Consider the following 20015-nt stretch of genomic DNA (forward strand, 5'->3'; position numbering starts at 1 on the left):
CAGGTTTGATTAGCGTTGGGGTTGGTGAATTGGAAGCCTCCCCCAATCATGGCATTGCTGTAATCTAAGACCAAACCGTACAGGTACAGGATGCTTTTGGGATCACATATTATTTTGAAGCCCTCGTAGTCAAACACTTCATCGTTATCCCGTACCTTACTCGGATCTTCAAAATCCATCATGTAAGACATCCCGGAACAGCCCCCCTGACGGACACCAACCCGTAAGTATAGGTCTTGTCCTTGTTGGTCTCGCAGCGCCACAATATGCTTGAGGGCTTGTTCGGTCAGTTGGATACCTCGTTGCTGTGTTGTTGCTTGTGTCATGAGTATGTTGTAACTCCTGGTTAGGTTAAACTTGGATGACGAACGACTGATGTTCCACGCTTATGGATCAAGTTTATCGAGACTGACCCCTTAACGTGTATTTACCCCATAAAAATTTTCTTGGGAACTCCTTTCTCCAAACAATGAAGCGCAGCCCGGAAGGTATTGCGGTTTAATAGGAATATCGATTATTGATCATGGCTGACTTGCCATGGTTTTTGCACTTATTGCCAAATACCCTATGTCTGCTCTCAATCGCAATACTCGTCGTCGGCTCAAACGGTTACCCCAAATACCCAGCGTCTGGGAAGGGGATCGCCGTTCTTTAGTGACTGTATCCGATCAGGGTGATTTTGATGCTGAGGGTAATAATGAGTGCATTCTTTGGGTGGATGGCTCAGAAGGAATTGTCCGGGCGATGGATATCGTCTCCTCAGAAATGGGACCTGAAGCGATTGTTCGCACCCTATTGCGAGCCATGGAACATCCCCAAAGTCCGGCTCGACCCGCCCGTCCCTCTAAAATTGTGGTACGCGATCGCGAAGTTCAGTTTTTATTGCGTGGGGTGCTGCAAGAGTTGGAGATTGCGATCGATTATGTCCCTGATTTACCCCTGATTGATGAGTTATTTCGCGGGTTTGAGGAAATTGCCCTCCAGCGCCAGCCACCGTTACCCCCGAAGTATGCGGATCTATTGATCGGTAAGGCGTATGAGATTTGGCTGGATGCGCCTTGGGATATCTTGGCTGACCATCAGATCCTGAGTGTGGAATTAAATCGCTGGGATGTGGGTGAGTTCTACGTCTCGGTTATGGGGATGCTGGGTGTAGAGTACGGAATTCTGCTCTATCGCTCCCTGGATTCACTGCAACGGTTTCGGGAGTCGGTCGTCAATCAGGAATCGGTCGAGGCGATGGAACAGGCATTTTTGGGACAAGATTGCTTGTTTATTACCTATCAAGCGGCGGATGAGGACTTTGAAGAGGATGAGGATGTAGATTTAGCCGATTTATCTGTTGAAGAGATTTTGCCGAGTTTTGGTGCGGTGCATCCATTAGAGGGAATGCGCCCCTTCCTGGATGAGGAAGAAGCCCTACTTGCCTATATGGCGCTGGAAGCCCTACATCGATTTTTCCAAGGATCATCCCGAAAATTAGCGGCGGATGATTTTCCAGCGATGAACAAGCGCTTTCGCATCCCTATCCCTGTAAATACGGAAGAGGAAGATACGGAGTCAAAATCAATCGCGTCTATTAAAGTGTCTACACGACCAGAGGTAGCCTCTGAGTTATGGGAGATGGCGATTGATGATGATATGGATGACGAGGACTGGGATGAGGATGAGGATGAGGATGAGGAGGAACTGGAACTTCCCCTACGGGATGACTTAATCCCGAAAGATTCTTATCTGAGTTTGGGGATGATGCCCTGGGAGAGTATAGCACTGCTACAGGAGGATATTGATTTTTATCAGTCTCAAGATGCCCCGCCCCTAGGAGAAGGGTTACCTGTGGTGTTAATTCAAACCACTCGCCCGAAAGCCAAAGTGTTAATCGAGCAAATTCAAACAGCCGGGGGACTCAAGGGGATTGGCTTTAACCCCGGAGAAGATCCTCTAGTTGGCGATCGCTATGATTTGGGCATTTTGCAAACAGGAGATAATCATCTATACCTATTTGGTGAGTTTCCTGAAGCTGATCCGACTCATACGGCGAATCGTGAGCATTGGGAACAACGGTGTCTCAAAACCAAGGGCTATTGTGGGTTAATTATTGCCAGAGGACTCAAAGGTGCTTCTCGCGGTAATCCTCAACCCAAGGATATGATGGCATTCTTTGAAGCGCGATCGCTCTCAGTTAAGGAGTTAGGATTAGGTATGCTACAACTTATGCCTGTGTTTGAATTTTAAAATTACAGCGTGGGTCTGACAACTCCCCCAAACCCCCTGCTAAGATAAATCCAGCACGGGGGAGTAAAGGCATCACACTTACGCAAAGCCTCTATGTGTAGGGTGGGGAGAGCTTAGCCTAACCCACCTTTGCCACGATAAGTGGTGTAGCTGCGTAAGTCCTGTTGGATTAATGTGTGATCGCATCACCTGTACCAAAATCTGTCAACTGACGCACTTCGGGTTCATGGAAGGCTAAAACGATATCTTGTTTCGGTACTCCCATTTTGACTAATCGGTTGGCAATACCCTCTTCCGTACCATCATGCTGAATCCAAATTTTCCCACCTTTAATGTCAATATGCAGAATACAGCCAAAATCACGCTTATTTCCACGCCACCCCACATATAGCAGTTGATAGTAATCCTGCTGTGTATCAAAAACAGTCTGAACCTCATATTCTGGAGCCGTTCTTTGCCGCGCCGCCCGCTCAGCACGTTCTGAGAGCAGATTTTGAATATATTGGCGATATTGCTCTATAGCCATTGAACAATTACCTCCTGTTTCACATCGTAAATTACCAATCGTATTTGATACCGCTCAACTGCTGCTGTAATGAAGCGTCGCTGGAAAAAACTTTCATAAACTGGCACTCGCACAGCCAGATAAAGTTGGCGATCGGGTTCAATCCTTGCCAGTGCATCTCTATAGTTGAGGAATTGACCTAATGCTGTATGAAACTCTGAAACATTAGACGAACCGATAAAGCTTTTGACTTCTAGAGCAGTTTTAACAACATCATGAAATCTATCTTTTACCATATTATACAAATGATTCAGACGCGCTTTAGTAGCTGATCCGAATCATACAGCGAATCGTGAGGATTGGGAAAAACGGTGTCTAAAAACGAAGGGCTACTGTGGGTTAATTATTGCCAGAGGACTCAAGGGTGCTTCCCCAGCTTCCCCTGCTCCCCCTCATCACAACAATTATTCAGCAGCCCCTAATTGGATCGGGTCACCCTTTACTCTAAATCATTGGTAGAAGCATCTGGCGTATCACCTTGGGGTTCATTCGCTGTATTCTCAGTTGAAGTAATGTCTGATGTCACATCTGTTTCCGAGAGTTCTTCAACCGGAACCGTTGTGGGTTCATACCGATGAATGCTAATTCGGTTCAGGCGGGGTCCTGCGGCGGAGATAACTTTTAACTCTAGATTTTCATAATTCAAGATTTCCCCTTGCAGCGGAATTTTTTGGAACTGATATAATAAAAAACCCGCCAAGGTTTGATATTCATCGGTTACCGGTAAATTTAAATCCAAAAGTTCGTTAACTTCTTCTAAATCCATTTGAGCTTGAACTAAAAAGGTTTGTTCATCCACAAGTTGGATCGGTACTTCTTCGGGGCTTTCCGGTTCTGGGTTATCACCAATAATTTCCGCCACCAAATCCTTCAGCGTCACCAAGCCAGCCGTACCGCCAAACTCATCCACCACCATCACCATTGCCAAGTGCGATCGCTGCATCAAGGGTAGGAGTTCGCTCAAGGGGGTAAATTCCGGGACAAATCGGGCGGGACGAATCCAGGGTTCAATCGGTGTATCTAAGGTTAATTTTCGCTCCGATAAGGGTTTAGCTAACTCTTTAAAATGGATGATCCCGCGAATATCATCCAGAGATTCCCCTGTTACCGGATAGCGAGAATGGTTGGTATTGGCAATTTCTTCTAACACCATTTGCACCGTTGCTGTACTCGAAATGGCATCAATACTGGTGCGTGGAACCATCACCTCGGTTGCCAAAACTTCGCCAAATTCAAAGACATTATTCAGTAACTCTCGTTCTTCGGCTTCTAAACCCGTGGATTCCCGCTCAGTGGTAATAATTAACTGTAACTCTTCCGGAGTCACTTGGTTATTCCACCATCCTCCCGTATATTGCACACCAACCAGCCGCAATAAACAGCGCGTTGATTGGTTCAAAATCCAAATAAACGGATTGAAAAATCTGGCAATCACTAGACTCGGAGGACCCAAAAACCGAGCTAACTCTTCAGAATACAGCAACGCCACAGATTTCGGACAGAGTTCACCGAGAACAATTTGCAGATAAGCAATCAGGAAAAATCCCACCGGAATTGCCAGAGAATGAGCCATTCCTTGAACCATCTCTGGGGGTAAAGGCAATTTAGTCAGTACAGCAGCAACGAAAACGGCGACAGTATTCTCGCCAATCCAGCCCAAGGCTAAACTGGATAGAGTAATGCCTAACTGAGTCGTTGAGAGTAGACGCTCAATGCTCTGTTGTAAGGATTGAACGGTTTTAGCTTGCACATCCCCCGCATCAACCAATTGGTTAATCCGCGATCGCCGCACCGAAACCATAGAAAATTCAGCCGTGACAAAGAAAGCATTGATGGCAATCAAGAGCAGGACTAATAATAATCGCAATAGCATGTCCCGGCTGGTAAGGGGAGTAGAAGCACTCGCAGTCAGAAAAATTAAGTGGGCAACCATAAGAACGGTAGCAGGTAACCAGCAAAAGCAGTTCTACTGCTTCTTTGAGCAGATCCACAACGGTACTTCACAGACAGCCTCTTTCTAGGGGACTGTATTGATTGACAAATACCGTTTAACATACAGCGAGCAATAGAACTGAACGTAAGAAAAACATTTGCACTAAACCTGCTGGGAGCATATTACCTTTGTCGGTTGAGTTGAGAGACGTAGGCGGAACACTTCTCGTACTCGCCTAGGAGAACTCAAATAGGAGAACTCGAAGGGTAGAGTAACCCAATGTTAGGGTTAACCGTTTAGGTTTGGCGATCGCTCTACCCAACCTACTGGAATTTTATATGCTTTCATGCTTAATGATCCCAACCTGCTCCGTTACCATTTACCTGGCGACAGGGATTTCGGACATTTTCAGCTTCAGCTTTTGATCGGGATAATCAGTTAGGGTTAACGAAAGCGCTTTGGCGTCATCCAGCAATGCTGTAGGAATACTCACCGTACCCGAAAATTCCTCACCATTTGACGGTAATTCTCCCGGTAATCCTTCGGTGATCGCACTCAACGCTCGACCTTTGTCGTCGGTAACATTTAAAAAACTATAAAGAAATCGAACCGGATTATCACCCTCATTCTTCAAACTAACATCCAGCAACAACGAGCCTCCCTGAAGATTGGCGGAACGAACCTCCAACGTGACCCCCCGATCCTGGCTTTTGAGCGGTAAATTTTGATTCGAGCCACTACTGGTAAACGATGTCTCTGTGTCAAATACATCCGATTCAGACGATTCGTCTTCACCTTCAGATTGCTGATTCTCTGCGGCTGACTCGTCTGGCTTATCCGTCTCAGTCTGGCTCTTTGACTCAGAGTCATTATTATCGGAATTAGAATCTTCATCCTTATCTTGGTCATGGATATAGGCGTGAACGTTGACCAGGATCTCCCGTTCACTCAACAGCGCAACCTCTTTGTCACCCGGCTCAACCTCCTGGTTATTTGCCAGCTTCTTCGTCGGGCGAACATCTGGCTGAGTCACACCTTTAAGAGCTTCATGACCTAGGGAAAATCCCCACATGGCACTCACAAAGCCAGCACCTAACATCATTGCCAGCAGAATCAGAGTGAGTGCTACAGTCGAGTTGAATTTCATTACTGATTCAAGTGATAGAAGAAGATTGACACGACTTATGGTTATAGCGCATCGAGACAAGTGACAGCTTACACTAACGCTGGAGGTAATACCCCCGCACCTATCATCAGGTGGGCAAGATTTGTCAAGAATAGCATAAAGCCAGATGACAGCTCACAGACCTTTATACAGCATTATCATAAATCTCAGGACTAGATTACTCCACGGAGCAGTCCTCTCCATTTTAGTTTTTGTCGCCGCGTTGATGTAAAAAAAGTTGATGGCAAATGTTGCATTTAATTAAGACGCTGGATCGGCGGCGCGATCGCTATGTGAATCTGCCAACATCACCATTATTCTCCTAGTGGAGTTTAGCTTCAAATACCCACCCCTTAAAAATAGGCGACAAAGCCGATAACATAAAACTTGTCAGCCGGCTGCTGTTTGCCCTAGAGCCTCTACTAGGAGAATCCTTTTAGAATGGGCGGCAAGGGAATATCACTCAACTGTTGCTACAGGATATCCAACTCCGATTACTATAATATAGTAAAGAGACAGATTCACCAGGGTTGGCCGAGCGGTTGAGGCAGCGAACTCATAATTCGCCCTAGGCAGGTTCAACTCCTGCACCCTGGATTTTATTTTGATATCCTCCCCCGCTCAAGTGGCTGATGTAAAGCCGCTACCGTGGCAATGGAGCTTCAAAGAAAAACTCAGTCCCTTCAATTCGCGGACTCGCTTGGGGTCTAAAGCGATCAGAGACAGGCAATAAGCGTACTGAGGTGTCGAAGGGATTCGGTAAATCTGGAGTACGAATCACTGGATCACTGGCAAACTGTCGGTTTAATGCATCCTCGTAGAGAATATTAATCAATTCGGCATCTCGCTCAAGTTCCAAATCTGGAAATCCCGCACTTCCTATTCCACCTGGACCAATCATGTATTCGAGCTGACGTCCGAGACTGCGGTTTTCGTAAAACGTTCCCGATTCGTTGAAAAACGCTCGCTCAAAGGTGTCTGGAATCGTTTCTAGGCGGATTGGCTCAAAGTCTGAGGGTTCTGTTTGTGCCAGTGCTGTGCTAGCTACTACTGTAGACGCCGCAACGACCAAACCCCTAAGCAATATCCTCAACCCCTTATGCATAATTCTTCGCCTCACTTTTCCTCAATCATATTCTGATATTTGAATTCAGTATAGTAGTGATTGGATTTTCACCATCTGACTATCATGGCTGACAACAGTAAACCATTGCTTTCTCTGGATACTTCACCCCAATTAACGCAAGAGCGCCAGTTACTGCTGGATTTATTTTGTCAACTGGCTTACAAAGAGGGAGACTTCGTTCTCTCGTCGGGACAACGCAGTTCCTATTACATTAATGGTAAACAGGTGACACTGCATCCTCAGGGAGGATTAGCGATCGCACAATTGCTACTGTCTCTCCTTCCCCAAGATACTCAAGCTGTTGCGGGTTTAACCTTGGGTGCTGATCCGATTGTCAGTGCGGTGAGTGTGGTGTCCGCGATCGCAAATCGACCTATTCCTGCTTTAATTATCCGTAAAGAAGCCAAAGGACATGGTACAAGGGCATATATCGAGGGTCCGAATCTGCCAGCCGGAGCCAAGGTTGTAGTGTTAGAAGATGTGGTAACCACAGGACAATCGGCAATGAAAGCCGTTGAGCGACTGCGAGAGGCGGGGTATCAGGTGGATCAGGTGCTGGCGTTGGTTGACCGACAGCAAGGCGGTGCTGAGTTTTACCAGTCGGTTGGGTTAGCGTTTCAGGCGGTATTTACAATTCAGGATATCCAACAGCGCTATCAGCAGCGCCAACAGGATAGCAAAACCTTGTAATCTCTTATCTACCTTAAGGAGATCCTTTCCATTGTCTGCGGAGCAACCAGGTCAATCCAGCTACAATTACAAAGACAAGCAGACTAAAAAGAACTGGAACTTTACAGATTACGGCGGTTCTAGAAAAAATTGGCTGACAATTTTTATCGGCTGGGGCAAAAGACGCTCCAGCTACTCCAGCACCGACGATAGCGACGAATTCTTGAAAGCTGCGATCGCGTTCGGCTTTGGTGAGTTCGATCCGACTTCGCACGGCGTTGATGTCATCTTCGAGAAGCTGAAAGCCGAGCTGCATATTTTCTGAGTCTTTATCAATTTGCACAATATATTTTTGGGTAACTAAATCACTAAATTTATTCAGAAAATCTAACTGGCTATCGCTATCAAGTCTTTGTCGAATCATTTCTAAGCGAGTTTGATAATTTGTGAAATTGATATCGATGATTTGCTTTTGAAAGGCTAGTCCCAATACATCACTGCTATATTGCTTAATATCTTGTTGGATTTTATCAAGATTTAGTTTAGATTCGGTGAATTGAGAACTGATTGGCTTGTTATTCTGAAGGGTAATCATTTGGCGATCGCGTTCAATCCTTTTATAATAATCAAAAATATTTTTCTTAATCAAACGGCTTTGAGCATAAGCCCAATTAATTTTAGTATAATAGCAAAATAATCCCATCCAATCGGGGTAAAACTCTGCCGCTTTTTGGGCGCTTTCGACATTGGGATAAATAGCAATCAGGATGGGGCGGTTCTCTAAGGGTAAATCGTGACTAGAATCCGCTAAATCTCTGATAGAATAATACGGTTGCCAGAGATAGAAAACGTTGCCGCCGAAAATTGTACCTTCTCCTTGATAATCTCGCTGCCAATTGCCATCTTTGCAGAACGCTTGATAACAATTTTGGGCAACTGATTTGGGGTTTTGAGGGGAATCTTTAGGCAACCAACCTGAAAGCATCCATGCTTGCCCTAGGGTTATGGGTTGTTCGTTTAATCGGGATTCAATTTCAGATTTTAACAAGCTAAAACATTCAACAGGTTGAGGTTCAGTTTGGTTGTTGACGGAACAGTCAACTTGCAAGCCGTAGACATCGTTAAGGCGGACAGGGAAATAGTAACCCTCTACCTTATCGGTTTTAAAGTCTTCTGTTTTTTGAGGAAGAAGTTCTAGATACTCGGATTCCCTATCTGAGTCAATAATTGCCACATTTTGCGGCAACTTCCTTATGAAAATCTCTTGATTTTTTCGGGTGAATTCATCCGTCGTATTCAGTGCCTCTTTTAAATCATACACAAATAAATCAAGAGTTGGATAAACAAGTTCTCTCATGAGCTTAAAAACTACCAATTGAGTGATTGAATTATTTAGGGTTTCTATCTGTAGGGGCGCACCGACGTGCGCCCGATTTAATCGTAAAATCCATGCCACAATTTTAGCTGTGTGTAGGGTGCGTTAACGCAGCGTAACCCACCATTGGCACTTAATCGAAAAGTTGTTTTAATTTTTCAATCAAGCTTAATTTTTTGACCGTTGCTTCGGGGTGTTCAGAACGACTGATGACAATAACCACATTATTAATTTGTTGGTTGTAACCTGTAGCTTCAGTTTGAGGTTTATATCCTCGAGTCATCGGTAACGACTCTCCCATTTTGAGTTGTTCGATTTCGGTTACAGTCGGCAAGAGTTCACTCGGTATCGTTTCCAGGGAATCAAGCTTCGATTTATAAGTTTGGTAACGCTGATTTAATAACTCATTGTCCGCAATCATTTGTAATAAAAGGGGTTGGGTAAAGCTTTCCCACGCTTTGGGTTGGACATCCAGTTGATCAGCAATCTCAGCTAACGTCTTTTTCTCTGACTGACTCAGAGATGTATCTAACTCCTCTAGGGCAAGGAGGAATGCTAAGATGGTTGTGTTAATCGGCGTGTTCATGGCTATTGTCAAAACAAAAAGGGTATCGAGAGTGAACGAGACTGTTCAGAAGAAATTGATATACTTATGAAGATAAGCTGTCATGCATTTAAATTGGGAATGGGTAGCGAGCAAGATGGGAATGAGTAGCGAGCAAGATGCTCGCACTACAAGGATTTCGCCATTATTGACACTCATTATTGACATTAAGGTTTAAATGCCGAACAGCTTATCAAGGTTAAATATCTCCTCCCCATAATTTTACAATTCTGGTGCTATGACTAATTACCCCGATGGTATTGTTACCAGTCACCTTTTAAAAGGTTTTATTGAAAGGCGGATGGCGCAGACATCCCAGCGCCCGTTAATTGAGAATTCCTCCCAGGCAATTCTGCTGACAACTTCATCGCCGAAAAGACGGTTTGAGAATACCTGTTTTTATCGTTCGTTGTCTTATTTTACGGAGAAACCAGAGGATGCAGCGGTATTTTGTGGACGGAGTGCGTTAACACAGCAACTGATTGGACGAGTGAAACAGGGACACCATTTCGTGGCAGTTTTGGGTGCGTCGGGTAGTGGTAAGTCTTCCTTATTACGGGCAGGATTATTGTATCAGCTTAAGCTGGGGCAGGATATTCCTGGGAGCGATAACTGGATTTACTTAGAACCTTTTTCGCCGCAAGAAAATCCTCTGGAAAGTCTTAAGGAGAATGTCACTGACTTAAGGCTGGTGGGCAATGCCCACCCTACGGCATATCAAGGGTTTTGGAGATCTGACAATGCTTATTTCAGTGCCATTCGTCTTAAGGAAGTAATAGAAAAAGGAACGCTTCACCCTCACCATCCAGGGAGAGGAGAACAACAGCAAGTCAAGGCTTCTCTCTTACCCCCCTTCTCCCCGTTGTGGGAGAAGGGGTTGGGGGATGAGGGGATTTCCTCTCAACCTGTCGTCATGGTAATCGACCAATTTGAAGAAGCCTTTACCATGTGCGACGAAATCCAGCGCCAGGAGTTTTTCAACTATCTCATCGAATTAAACCAACAAAACCCCAACCTCTATCTATTTATCGGGATGCGGTCAGATTTTCGCAGCCGATTGCGCGAATATCGCCCCTTAATGGAGTGCATCAACAAACCCTACATTAATGTCGAACATTTAAACCGAGAGGAAATTGCTGAAGCGATTGTCAAACCTGCTGATTGGGTAGGATTAGGCATCGAAGGGGAGTTAAAAGAACGGATTATTAATGATGTCGAAGATTATCCCGGCAGTTTACCCTTGTTGCAATATACCCTGACCGAACTGTGGAATGAAGCCCAAAAGCGAGGGGAACAGTTTTTACGGCTCTCCACATACACACAATTAGGGGAAATTGAGGGAACCCTGGAAAAACGCGCCGAACAAGTCTATCAAAGCCTTTCATCAGAAGAAAAAATTGTCGCCCAACGTTTGTTTTTGGAACTGACGCAGGTGGGAGACACCTACGACACTCGCCGACGGGTTTACTTGGAGGATTTAGCTAACTCTCATCATTCTTTAGCGATATTAAAAGAAGTTAGCGATATTCTGGCTAGAGCCGACAACCGCCTAATTACGTGTGAAGCGTCACAGTCTGAGAAAACAGACGCATCTCCAACATCCAACATTCAAATTGATGTGGTTCACGAAGCCTTAATTCGCCATTGGAAGCGGTTACGGGATTGGCAAGATGAGAACCGAGAGGCGATGATTGTCGAACGGGAGATTGAAACTCAGGCGCAGCAGTGGCAAGCCGAGGGTAAACCCAAGACGATGGAATCGCTGCTTACGGGGGTAAAACTGGCTAAGGCTGAAGATTATTTGAGTAAATATGGTGAGTTGGGAATGCTCGATGGTGTGGCGGAGGAGTATATCAACGTTAGTCGTCAAGAGGACAAAACCCGCCGCCGCCGACAAAGGTTAACGATTGGAGGAGTTATTGGGGTAGTATCCCTAGCCGCAATTGTTTCCACCGTTTTCGGGTTACAGTCGCGCAGACTGGCGACAATGGTACGCTTGCGAGAAGAGGCAGTTAATATTGAAATACTCCTCCCCTTGGGAACAGCTACCCCACTGATTCAAGCTATCCAAACTACCGGAAAAAGTCAAAACTCCGTCGGAACAGTCCTCAGTGAAGTTTACTCTAGCCTCTATGACGCGGTGGGGGACGTGCGAGAACGCAATAGCTTCAGCGGACATGAAGCTTCTGTCTCTGCCGTGGCGTTTAATCCCAATGGCAAAAGGATTGTCAGTGGCAGTGATGACAATACGCTCAAACTCTGGGATACCACTTCAGGTAAGTTGCTCGACACTTTAGAAGGACATGAAGCTTCTGTCTCTGCCGTGGCGTTTAGTCCCGATGGCAAAAGGATTGTCAGTGGCAGTGATGACAATACGCTCAAACTCTGGGATACCACTTCAGGCAACTTGCTCGACACCTTAGAAGGACATGAAGCTTCTGTCTCTGCCGTGACGTTTAGTCCCGATGGCAAAAGGATTGTCAGTGGCAGTGATGACCGAACGCTCAAACTCTGGGACACTTCAGGCAACTTGCTCCACACCTTCAGGGGATATGAAGCTGATGTTAATGCCGTGGCGTTTAGTCCCGATGGCAAAAGGATTGTCAGTGGCAGTGATGACCGAACGCTCAAACTCTGGGATACCACTTCAGGCAACTTGCTCGACACCTTCAGAGGACATGAAGATGCTGTCAATGCCGTGGCGTTTAATCCCGATGGCAAAAGGATTGTCAGTGGCAGTGATGACCGAATGCTCAAATTCTGGGACACCTCTGGCAACTTGCTCGACACCTTCAGAGGACATGAAGATGCTGTCAATGCCGTGGCGTTTAATCCCGATGGCAAAAGGATTGTCAGTGGCAGTGATGACAATACGCTCAAACTCTGGGACACCACTTCAGGCAAGTTGCTCCACACCTTCAGGGGATATGGCGCTGATGTCAATGCCGTGGCGTTTAGTCCCGATGGCAACAGGATTGTCAGTGGCAGTGATGACAATACGCTCAAACTCTGGGACACCACTTCAGGCAAGTTGCTCCACACCTTCAGGGGATATGACGCTGATGTCAATGCCGTGGCGTTTAGTCCCGATGGCAACAGGATTGTCAGTGGCAGTGATGACAATACGCTCAAACTCTGGGACACCACTTCAGGCAAGTTGCTCCACACCTTCAGAGGACATGAAGATGCTGTCAATGCCGTGGCGTTTAATCCCAATGGCAAAAGGATTGTCAGTGGCAGTGATGACAATACGCTCAAACTCTGGGACACTTCAGGCAAGTTGCTCCATACCTTCAGGGGACATCCAGGTGGTGTCACTGCCGTGGCGTTTAGTCCCGATGGCAAAAGGATTGTCAGTGGCAGTGGTGACGGAACGCTCAAACTCTGGGACACCACTTCAGGCAAGTTGCTCCACACCTTCAGGGGACATGAAGCTTCTGTCTCTGCCGTAGCGTTTAGTCCCGATGGTCAAACGATTGTCAGTGGCAGTACTGACACCACGCTCAAACTCTGGGACACCTCTGGCAACTTGCTCGACACCTTCAGGGGACATCCAGGTGGTGTCACTGCCGTGGCGTTTAGTCCCGATGGCAAAAGGATTGTCAGTGGCAGTGGTGACGGAACGCTCAAACTCTGGGACACCACTTCAGGCAAGTTGCTCCACACCTTCAGGGGACATGAAGCTTCTGTCTCTGCCGTAGCGTTTAGTCCCGATGGTCAAACGATTGTCAGTGGCAGTACTGACACCACGCTCAAACTCTGGGACACCTCTGGCAACTTGCTCGACACCTTCAGAGGACATGAAGATGCTGTCGATGCCGTGGCGTTTAGTCCCGATGGCAAAAGGATCATCAGTGGCAGTTATGACAATACGTTCAAACTCTGGCGTGCAGGAAATTGGCAAGATCTGCTACAAGTAGGCTGTGAGAGATTGCGCCTGCATCCGCGACTCGCCTCTCCTGACAACGAGACAGCGGGAGCAACCTGCTTGCAATATGGTGGCTGGAAAGAAACAGAAAAAGCCGAGTTTTTGGTGAGGCAGGGGAAAGCAATCGCCCAAGAAACGCAAGATATCAATGCCGCGATCAAGAAGTTTAAACAAGCCAAAAGACTTAACCCTCACTATCAACTCACCTCCCTGGAAACAGAAGCCAAAAAATTAGCTGCTCCTGGTTGAGTGACCAAAGGAGAGACACTGCTGGAAGAAGACAAGTTCAAAGAGGCTTTAAGCCACTACCAAAAAGCCCAACAATTTGACCCAAATTTGCAAACCTCGGCTGACCCATGGAATAGTCTGTGTCTTTATGGCAGCCTTAACCGCTTTGAGGTTGAGGTTATGTTTGCCTGTGATAAAGCGGTTAAACTTGCACGCCAAGAGAGCAAGGCGCGTTATCAAGCTAATCGAGGCATTGCTAAAGCTATAACTGGAGATAAAACCGGAGCCATTGAAGATTTGCAAGCTTATGTGAATTCCCCTGATATATCTGATGAAGGTAAAGCTAAATTGCAAGGCTGGATTAAGGAACTCAAAGCGGGTAAAAATCCTTTTACGGATGAAGTCTTGCAAGAATTGTGGTAAAGATTCAGGGGTCGTGGAAATCCGATGAAGGGGGAAGGCTTCGCTTCCTTTTTGCTATTCACCTGTTTAGAGACACAGGAACAGTAGTGCGATCGCCTTACCTGCCGAAAATCTTCAATATCGTTGCCGATTTATTCGGGTAACTCTCCAAACCGTTCCCGATATTGACTCAACAACGACTCCATTTCCGTTAACTGTTGCTCGGCTTGCACTCGCTGTTGCTGTTCTTGTTCAGCAACTTCTTGGGGTATGGGAATTAGCTGTCCTTCGGCACTAAAAAAGCGCAACTTCGACTCATAAATTCCCAAATATAACCCCAATTGTTTACTCCATAACCACCCTTGCTGATTCGGTGGCAATTCCTCATACTCCCCATCGACCAAGTGAAATCCTTTAAACTCCAAACTATTCGGGTCAAACCAGAAATAGTCGGGAGTCCGGAAAACATCCTGGTAAAGCTGCTTTTTTAAGCCTCGATCAGTCGCCGCCGTCTTAGGCGAAAGAATTTCAATAATCACATTGGGATACTTCCCATCTTCCTCCCAAACCACCCCAACTTTGGCGCGGGAAGCGTTCCACTCCTAACACCACAAAAAAATCCGGTCCCCGGAACTTCTCCGACTTCCGCTGACGGGGAGAATAGTAAATCGTCAGATTACCAGAGGCGTAGAAATCATTACGCTCTCGCCACAGCCATTCTAAGCAGGCGATGAGCAATGTCATTTGTAGGCGATGCAAGTCAGTTTCCAAAGGAGGCTCGTCACTGAGTAAGTCACTAGGGGGAAAGACTATATCATCCCACAGGTCTTCGGACGTTTCCAGTTCTTGGGCGAAAGACATGGCAGTTCCACAACGAGAGTATGATAATTCTAGTGTAGTGTGAAAATGGCTAGCCCCTTGCCCTGTGATCGCCAACGAAACAACAGCAGCGATATCCCGTTTCAGCCCTGCCCCTAGATCGACTGGTGAGGTTTCGATGCTATAGCGCTTCGCTTTCTTGCAATAGGAAATAGGGGGAAGAAACACTGATTATATAGGGCTTTTAGCAGTTCTTCAGCCAATTGATTTGTAAATAGACCAGCGCAACCTGCTATAAATTTGCGATCGCTAGCGCTCTTGCTGCTGTGTTCGCTGGGAGTAAGGAGTCTCCAAGCAATCAATGATAGTCAGACACAGAGCGTTATCATGCACTCATAAATGCCATGTTTTCTCTAAAAAAACTCCCAACAGTGCCAGTTGCTTTTATGGAGATTAGAAAGGTCAAACTGGGAACGTTACTGTTGCACAATTGATGGCTTTTTACCAATTAACCAATAGGTTTTCATCTTACCCTTACCTTTAACCCGGATAAACCCCCGTTCGACTAACTCATACTTGTCTCGCAAGCGCTGATACGTTATCTCAGTCACCTGAATTTTGTCCGGTTGACCGCGAGATTCCATGCGACTAGCGATATTCACCGCGTCACCCCAAATGTCATAGCTAAACTTAGTCGTACCAATGACGCCCGCAATAACGACTCCAGTATTAATCCCAATTCGCAAACGAAAATTCTTACCCGTTGAGGTATTAATTTGTTCAAGGCTTTGTTGCATATCCAGTCCCATTTGCGCGATCGCATCGACATGGTTGCTCTGAGGGGTAGGCAGTCCGCCAACCACCATATAAGCATCCCCAATGGTCTTAATTTTTTCCAAACCATGCTTTTGTGCCAATCGATCAAACGTAGAAACGATCATGTTGAGCAAGCTAACCAGTTCTTGGGGAGAAATCTGACCCGCTAGTTGAGTGAACTTCACCAAGTCGGCAAATAAAATAGTCACATCTTCATGTTTCTGGGCGATTAATCCTGGCTCATGTTGCAACTGCTTGGCAATGGGTTGGGGCAGAATATTGAGTAACAAGTTCTCAACTTTTTGCTTTTCCCGTTTTAAAGCCGCATCGGTTTGCTTGCGTTGGGTAATGTCATGAAAGAAAACCGAGAGTCCTTCATAGGAGGGAAAAGCTCGCACTTCAAACCAGCATCTGATCGGTGGGTAGAAGGCTTCAAAGGTGACAGGAGTCTGTTGATCCATTGCTTTGTGATATTGCCGATCAAATTTTGAACCCACCGCATCGGGAAAAGTGTCCCAGATATTCTGACGCAGTAATTCTTCAGGTTGGCGCTGTAAAATTTGAGCGCCGACTTGATTAACGTAGGTAAATCGCCATTGTCTATCCAAGGCAAAAAACCCATCAGTCATGCTTTCCAGGAGTTCGACGACTTGCTGATCTGATACTCGCTGCTTGGCTTCGACTTCCTGACGTCTAGCAATTTGGCGATTTAACCGAGTTAAATTCAACCGTAGTTCCATTTGGTTAATCACCTGACGGCTGAGGGCTTGGAGGGCGCTGATCTGTTGCGGTGTGAGATCGTGAGGAATCTGATCAATCACACAGAGGGTTCCCAGGGGAAAACCATCTTCAGTTACTAAAGGAGCACCCGCATAGAATCGGATATTGGGATCAGACGTTACCAGAGGGTTCCCCGCAAACCGCTCGTCTTCTAAGGCATTGGGTACAACCATGATATCTTCCGGATTCAGAATAGCATGAGCGCAAAATGCCTGGTCTCTGGGTGTTTGTGTCGCATCGATGCCAACTTTTGACTTAAACCACTGGCGATTTTGATCAATTAGGCTAATCAGGGCGATGGGAGTCCCACAGATGTGTGAGGCTAACATCGTGAGGTCATCAAAGTCTTGTTCGGGTAGGGTATCAAGAATGTTGTACCCCTGAAGAGCCTTGATCCGCTCGGCTTCGTTGTGGGGTAAAGGTGCCGCTTGCATCGGGGGTTGGGTAGAGGAATACTGACGCGGCTGATGCGACGCGATTGTATTATACAAACCTTTACCGAGTTTTGCCAGCCATCTAATGATACTGACAATTCCTCTAAGCAGATTTTTTTTTAACCTTTTACTTTGACGATTCGGCTTAAACAAGGGTTAACGGTCTAGAGATGCGGCACAATTTAAACAGTAGTCACCCTGAGGTTCTTGAACTGACACAACTTGCTATATTTTTACCGAAACCGCGAAAAAATGACCAATTATAATATCGTTGCATGCAACGTCTCTACAATGGTGCCGAACGTCCTAATCGATGTGTCTACTGCTATAAGATTAATTCCAAGCAATAAAAAAGGTGGGTCATACCCACCATTGGCTTTGATGTGTTATAATTTAAGGTTAGCTTTGCTTAACCGGTTCCTTGGCTAAGAACTTCTCCAATTCGGTCAACGCATCCGCATCAACCTTGGTTTGCATCGGGCAGAACTTGGGTCCACACATCGAACAGAATTCAGCCGTTTTATAGATATCTGCTGGCAACGTTTCGTCGTGATATTCTTTTGCCCTGTCGGGGTCTAGTGACAATTCAAACTGGCGATTCCAGTCGAAGTTATACCGGGCGCGGGAGAGTTCATCATCTCGATCCCGTGCGCCGGGACGCTGGCGTCCAATATCGGCAGCATGGGCGGCTATTTTATAGGCAATTAAGCCATTTCGCACGTCTTCAGCATCCGGTAATCCTAAGTGTTCTTTCGGTGTTACATAGCACAGCATGGCTGTCCCATACCAACCCGCCATAGCTGCCCCGATCGCGGACGTGATATGGTCATAACCGGGAGCAATATCAGTGACCAAGGGACCTAACACATAGAAGGGTGCTTCAGAACACTCTTCCATCTGCTTCTTGACATTAAACTCAATTTGATCCATCGGTACATGACCCGGACCTTCCACCATCACTTGCACATCATGTTCCCAAGCGCGGCGAGTCAGTTGTCCCAGGGTTTTCAGTTCGGCTAGTTGCGCTTCGTCAGAGGCGTCATGGGTACATCCTGGACGCAGGGAATCGCCTAAACTGAACGAGACATCGTACTTCTTGAAAATCTCGATAATATCGTCAAAGTGGGTATAGAGAGGATTCTGCTTATGGTGGTGCAGCATCCACTTCGCCAGGATACCGCCACCGCGAGAGACAATCCCGGTGAGGCGATTTCTCACTAAGGGTAGATGTTCAATCAGAAGTCCGGCGTGGATGGTTTGGTAATCAACACCCTGCTGGGCATGTTTCTCAATAATCTGGAGAAAATCATCCGGGGTTAGGTTTTCTATAGTACCGTGAACACTTTCCAGGGCTTGGTACACGGGTACCGTACCAATCGGTACAGGAGAAGCGTTGATAATCGCGGTGCGGATTTCATCCAGGTTTCCGCCCCCGGTGGATAAATCCATCACGGTATCTGCGCCATATTTAACCGCCAGGTTCAACTTGGCGACTTCTTCGTCAATATTGGACGAATTAGGAGACGCCCCAATATTGGCATTAACTTTACACTTAGACGCGATGCCGATCGCCATCGGTTCTAAGTTGGTATGGTTAATATTAGCGGGAATAATCATGCGCCCCCGCGCCACCTCATCCCGAATCAACTCTGGGGAGAGGTTTTCCCGCTTTGCGACATACTGCATTTCCTCGGTAATCAGACCTTGGCGGGCATAGTGCATTTGTGTAACATTACCCTGTCCGTGCCGCTTGGCGACCCATTCTGATCTCATATTTAGATTCCTTATTAATAAACCGCTTCCCTCCGCTGGTCTTAACCAGTCTCAGGTTCTCAGGGTGTAATCTCAGCCTGGTTGCTCAGGCACCCCTAGCTTTAGTTGTTCATCGTACCACTAGGGTCGGGTGAGAGGATAAAGCGTTATAAAAGTTTACGTTTATAGTAACTTGGCACACCTAAATAGATAAATCTTTTAACCCGTAGGGTGGGTTAGGCGGTAGTCAATTGAGGAAACGAACTATTGAATGATCTATCCGCCGTAACCCACCAAGTTATCCTTGATTCTGAATTAACAAAAGATTCGGGTTCCTCAACAAAATTAAGACACTTCCCATTGACGATAGCGGGGCGAGTCGAGAAAATTAATACATTTCCCCTTAATGATAGTCTAGGGTTGATGTATGTCACCTAACCCAATCTAGGGCTAAAGCCCTTACTACGAACGGGGCTAAAGCCCTTACTACGAACTAACTCTAAGTTCAAATCGCTTCATCTCTTTGTCGAATAGTTCCTGAATTTTCTGCTTGGATCTTTTATACTTAGTCTTTTGATACAATGCTGTATCCGTGTTTAAACCCATTGACTGGACAGTTGGTATACCACCAAGCACTCTCATCACAGCCGACGAGATACCTTAGAAATTATGGAAACCCAACGCCTATCCTTAAATACCGATAAGATGAGCGATTTCCAGCAGTGGAAACAAGCCAATGGTGATGATTTTTTCCTCTGGGATTATCTGGGTGGAGTCGCTAATATTGAAGTGGCTTTAGCCTTCGCCAAACTCTTTTTACCTAACGTTGTTGAACATGAGGGCGGTATATTTTATTGGAAACTTTCCATCTAGAAACAAATCCTTGTAGTGCGTTTAGCGAAGCCATGCCGCAGGCTTTGCATCTTGCTCGCTACTAATACCCAATTTAAATGTATGACAGCTTATCTCGGAATAACAATCAGCACCTCGGCTTACCTCGGCTTCGCTCGGTAACACGCTCGGTGTTGACCCTGAGCGAAGTCGAAGGGTCAACGTGTTCGCGGGAGTCCCCACTCTCAGCGCCAGCAGTTTACGTATTTTTGCGGAGACGCCCACCACCCCTCCTTTAAATTTCCGTAAAACAACGATGGTTGAATTGTTTGTCTCTTTCGACAATAGGGTCA

The 20015-nt window shown here is 46.3% G+C and carries 14 protein-coding genes, 1 tRNA gene, 2 pseudogenes and 1 riboswitch; of the genes and pseudogenes, 6 read left to right on the forward strand and 11 right to left on the reverse strand.

What is annotated here, in order from left to right:
* Window positions 1-326: HesB/IscA family protein (locus MC7420_RS07415; RefSeq protein WP_044205574.1), on the reverse strand; the 326-nt coding region annotated here is incomplete at its 3' end.
* 241 nt (window positions 327-567) lie between these two features.
* Here MC7420_RS07415 and MC7420_RS07420 point away from each other — a divergent pair.
* Window positions 568-2235 (forward strand): DUF6930 domain-containing protein, encoded by a 1668-nt coding sequence (locus MC7420_RS07420; protein WP_044205576.1) that lies wholly within the window; start codon window positions 568-570, stop codon window positions 2233-2235.
* 169 nt (window positions 2236-2404) lie between these two features.
* Here MC7420_RS07420 and MC7420_RS07425 read toward each other — a convergent pair whose 3' ends face one another.
* From MC7420_RS07425 to MC7420_RS07440, 4 genes and pseudogenes are all read right to left on the reverse strand, one after another.
* Window positions 2405-2761: a XisI protein gene (locus tag MC7420_RS07425; RefSeq protein ID WP_006099467.1), complete on the reverse strand. Its 357-nt coding sequence runs from the start codon at window positions 2759-2761 to the stop codon at window positions 2405-2407.
* Window positions 2752-3015, reverse strand: a pseudogene (locus tag MC7420_RS07430) (element excision factor XisH family protein); the annotation flags it as partial. The pseudogene MC7420_RS07430 and the gene MC7420_RS07425, both read right to left, overlap by 10 nt.
* Before the next feature lie 224 nt (window positions 3016-3239).
* On the reverse strand, window positions 3240-4673 hold the full coding sequence (locus tag MC7420_RS07435) for a hemolysin family protein (protein ID WP_390435015.1): 1434 nt from the start codon (window positions 4671-4673) through the stop codon (window positions 3240-3242).
* A gap of 439 nt (window positions 4674-5112) precedes the next feature.
* On the reverse strand, window positions 5113-5880 hold the full coding sequence (locus tag MC7420_RS07440) for a hypothetical protein (RefSeq protein ID WP_006099199.1): 768 nt from the start codon (window positions 5878-5880) through the stop codon (window positions 5113-5115).
* Window positions 5881-6422: 542 nt separating this feature from the next.
* Here MC7420_RS07440 and MC7420_RS07445 point away from each other — a divergent pair.
* Window positions 6423-6495 (forward strand) — tRNA-Ile (locus MC7420_RS07445).
* A 46-nt stretch (window positions 6496-6541) separates the two neighbouring features.
* On the opposite strand, the gene MC7420_RS07450 is transcribed toward MC7420_RS07445, so the two are convergent.
* Window positions 6542-7003, reverse strand: a complete 462-nt coding sequence (locus MC7420_RS07450) for a hypothetical protein (RefSeq protein ID WP_006099437.1) — start codon at window positions 7001-7003, stop codon at window positions 6542-6544.
* 84 nt (window positions 7004-7087) lie between these two features.
* Between MC7420_RS07450 and pyrE the strand changes: the two genes are divergently transcribed.
* Window positions 7088-7714, forward strand: coding sequence for an orotate phosphoribosyltransferase (pyrE, locus tag MC7420_RS07455; RefSeq protein ID WP_044205580.1), 627 nt, complete (start codon window positions 7088-7090; stop codon window positions 7712-7714).
* A gap of 13 nt (window positions 7715-7727) precedes the next feature.
* Here the strand turns inward: pyrE and MC7420_RS07460 are convergent, their stop codons facing one another.
* Window positions 7728-9149: a hypothetical protein gene (locus MC7420_RS07460; RefSeq protein ID WP_006099429.1), complete on the reverse strand. Its 1422-nt coding sequence runs from the start codon at window positions 9147-9149 to the stop codon at window positions 7728-7730.
* Window positions 9150-9201: 52 nt separating this feature from the next.
* Window positions 9202-9654 (reverse strand): hypothetical protein, encoded by a 453-nt coding sequence (locus MC7420_RS07465; RefSeq protein WP_006099319.1) that lies wholly within the window; start codon window positions 9652-9654, stop codon window positions 9202-9204.
* A gap of 256 nt (window positions 9655-9910) precedes the next feature.
* Between MC7420_RS07465 and MC7420_RS07470 the strand changes: the two genes are divergently transcribed.
* Complete coding sequence (locus tag MC7420_RS07470; RefSeq protein WP_006099295.1) at window positions 9911-13849, forward strand: nSTAND1 domain-containing NTPase; 3939 nt, start codon at window positions 9911-9913, stop codon at window positions 13847-13849.
* On the forward strand, window positions 13850-14251 hold the full coding sequence (locus MC7420_RS07475) for a hypothetical protein (protein ID WP_044205583.1): 402 nt from the start codon (window positions 13850-13852) through the stop codon (window positions 14249-14251).
* A 131-nt stretch (window positions 14252-14382) separates the two neighbouring features.
* Here MC7420_RS07475 and MC7420_RS07480 read toward each other — a convergent pair.
* The 3 genes and pseudogenes from MC7420_RS07480 to thiC all read right to left on the reverse strand — a co-directional run bounded on the left by MC7420_RS07480 (window position 14383) and on the right by thiC (window position 18852).
* Window positions 14383-15091 (reverse strand): annotated as a pseudogene (locus tag MC7420_RS07480) (Uma2 family endonuclease).
* 434 nt (window positions 15092-15525) lie between these two features.
* The gene (locus MC7420_RS07485) at window positions 15526-17232 is read right to left on the reverse strand and encodes an adenylate/guanylate cyclase domain-containing protein (RefSeq protein WP_006099603.1); all 1707 of its coding nucleotides are present in this window, start codon (window positions 17230-17232) and stop codon (window positions 15526-15528) included.
* A 246-nt stretch (window positions 17233-17478) separates the two neighbouring features.
* Entirely contained in the window at window positions 17479-18852 is a 1374-nt protein-coding gene (thiC, locus tag MC7420_RS07490; RefSeq protein WP_044205585.1) for a phosphomethylpyrimidine synthase, read from the reverse strand.
* A 10-nt stretch (window positions 18853-18862) separates the two neighbouring features.
* Window positions 18863-18959: riboswitch (TPP riboswitch) on the reverse strand.
* A 541-nt stretch (window positions 18960-19500) separates the two neighbouring features.
* Between thiC and MC7420_RS07495 the strand changes: the two genes are divergently transcribed.
* Entirely contained in the window at window positions 19501-19704 is a 204-nt protein-coding gene (locus MC7420_RS07495) for a hypothetical protein (RefSeq protein WP_006099154.1), read from the forward strand.
* Window positions 19705-20015 lie beyond the last annotated feature (311 nt).

It is taken from the genome of Coleofasciculus chthonoplastes PCC 7420 (assembly GCF_000155555.1).
GTDB lineage: Bacteria > Cyanobacteriota > Cyanobacteriia > Cyanobacteriales > Coleofasciculaceae > Coleofasciculus > Coleofasciculus chthonoplastes_A.

Bases quoted from the DNA above. Each gene is read 5' to 3' on its own strand.
- MC7420_RS07420 (WP_044205576.1), top strand. From the start codon at position 568: ATGTCTGCTCTCAATCGCAATACTCGTCGTCGGCTCAAACGGTTACCC.
- MC7420_RS07425 (WP_006099467.1), bottom strand. From the start codon at position 2,761: ATGGCTATAGAGCAATATCGCCAATATATTCAAAATCTGCTCTCAGAA.
- MC7420_RS07435 (WP_390435015.1), bottom strand. From the start codon at position 4,673: ATGCTATTGCGATTATTATTAGTCCTGCTCTTGATTGCCATCAATGCT.
- MC7420_RS07440 (WP_006099199.1), bottom strand. From the start codon at position 5,880: ATGAAATTCAACTCGACTGTAGCACTCACTCTGATTCTGCTGGCAATG.
- MC7420_RS07450 (WP_006099437.1), bottom strand. From the start codon at position 7,003: ATGCATAAGGGGTTGAGGATATTGCTTAGGGGTTTGGTCGTTGCGGCG.
- pyrE (WP_044205580.1), top strand. From the start codon at position 7,088: ATGGCTGACAACAGTAAACCATTGCTTTCTCTGGATACTTCACCCCAA.
- MC7420_RS07465 (WP_006099319.1), bottom strand. From the start codon at position 9,654: ATGAACACGCCGATTAACACAACCATCTTAGCATTCCTCCTTGCCCTA.
- MC7420_RS07470 (WP_006099295.1), top strand. From the start codon at position 9,911: ATGACTAATTACCCCGATGGTATTGTTACCAGTCACCTTTTAAAAGGT.
- thiC (WP_044205585.1), bottom strand. From the start codon at position 18,852: ATGAGATCAGAATGGGTCGCCAAGCGGCACGGACAGGGTAATGTTACA.
- MC7420_RS07495 (WP_006099154.1), top strand. From the start codon at position 19,501: ATGGAAACCCAACGCCTATCCTTAAATACCGATAAGATGAGCGATTTC.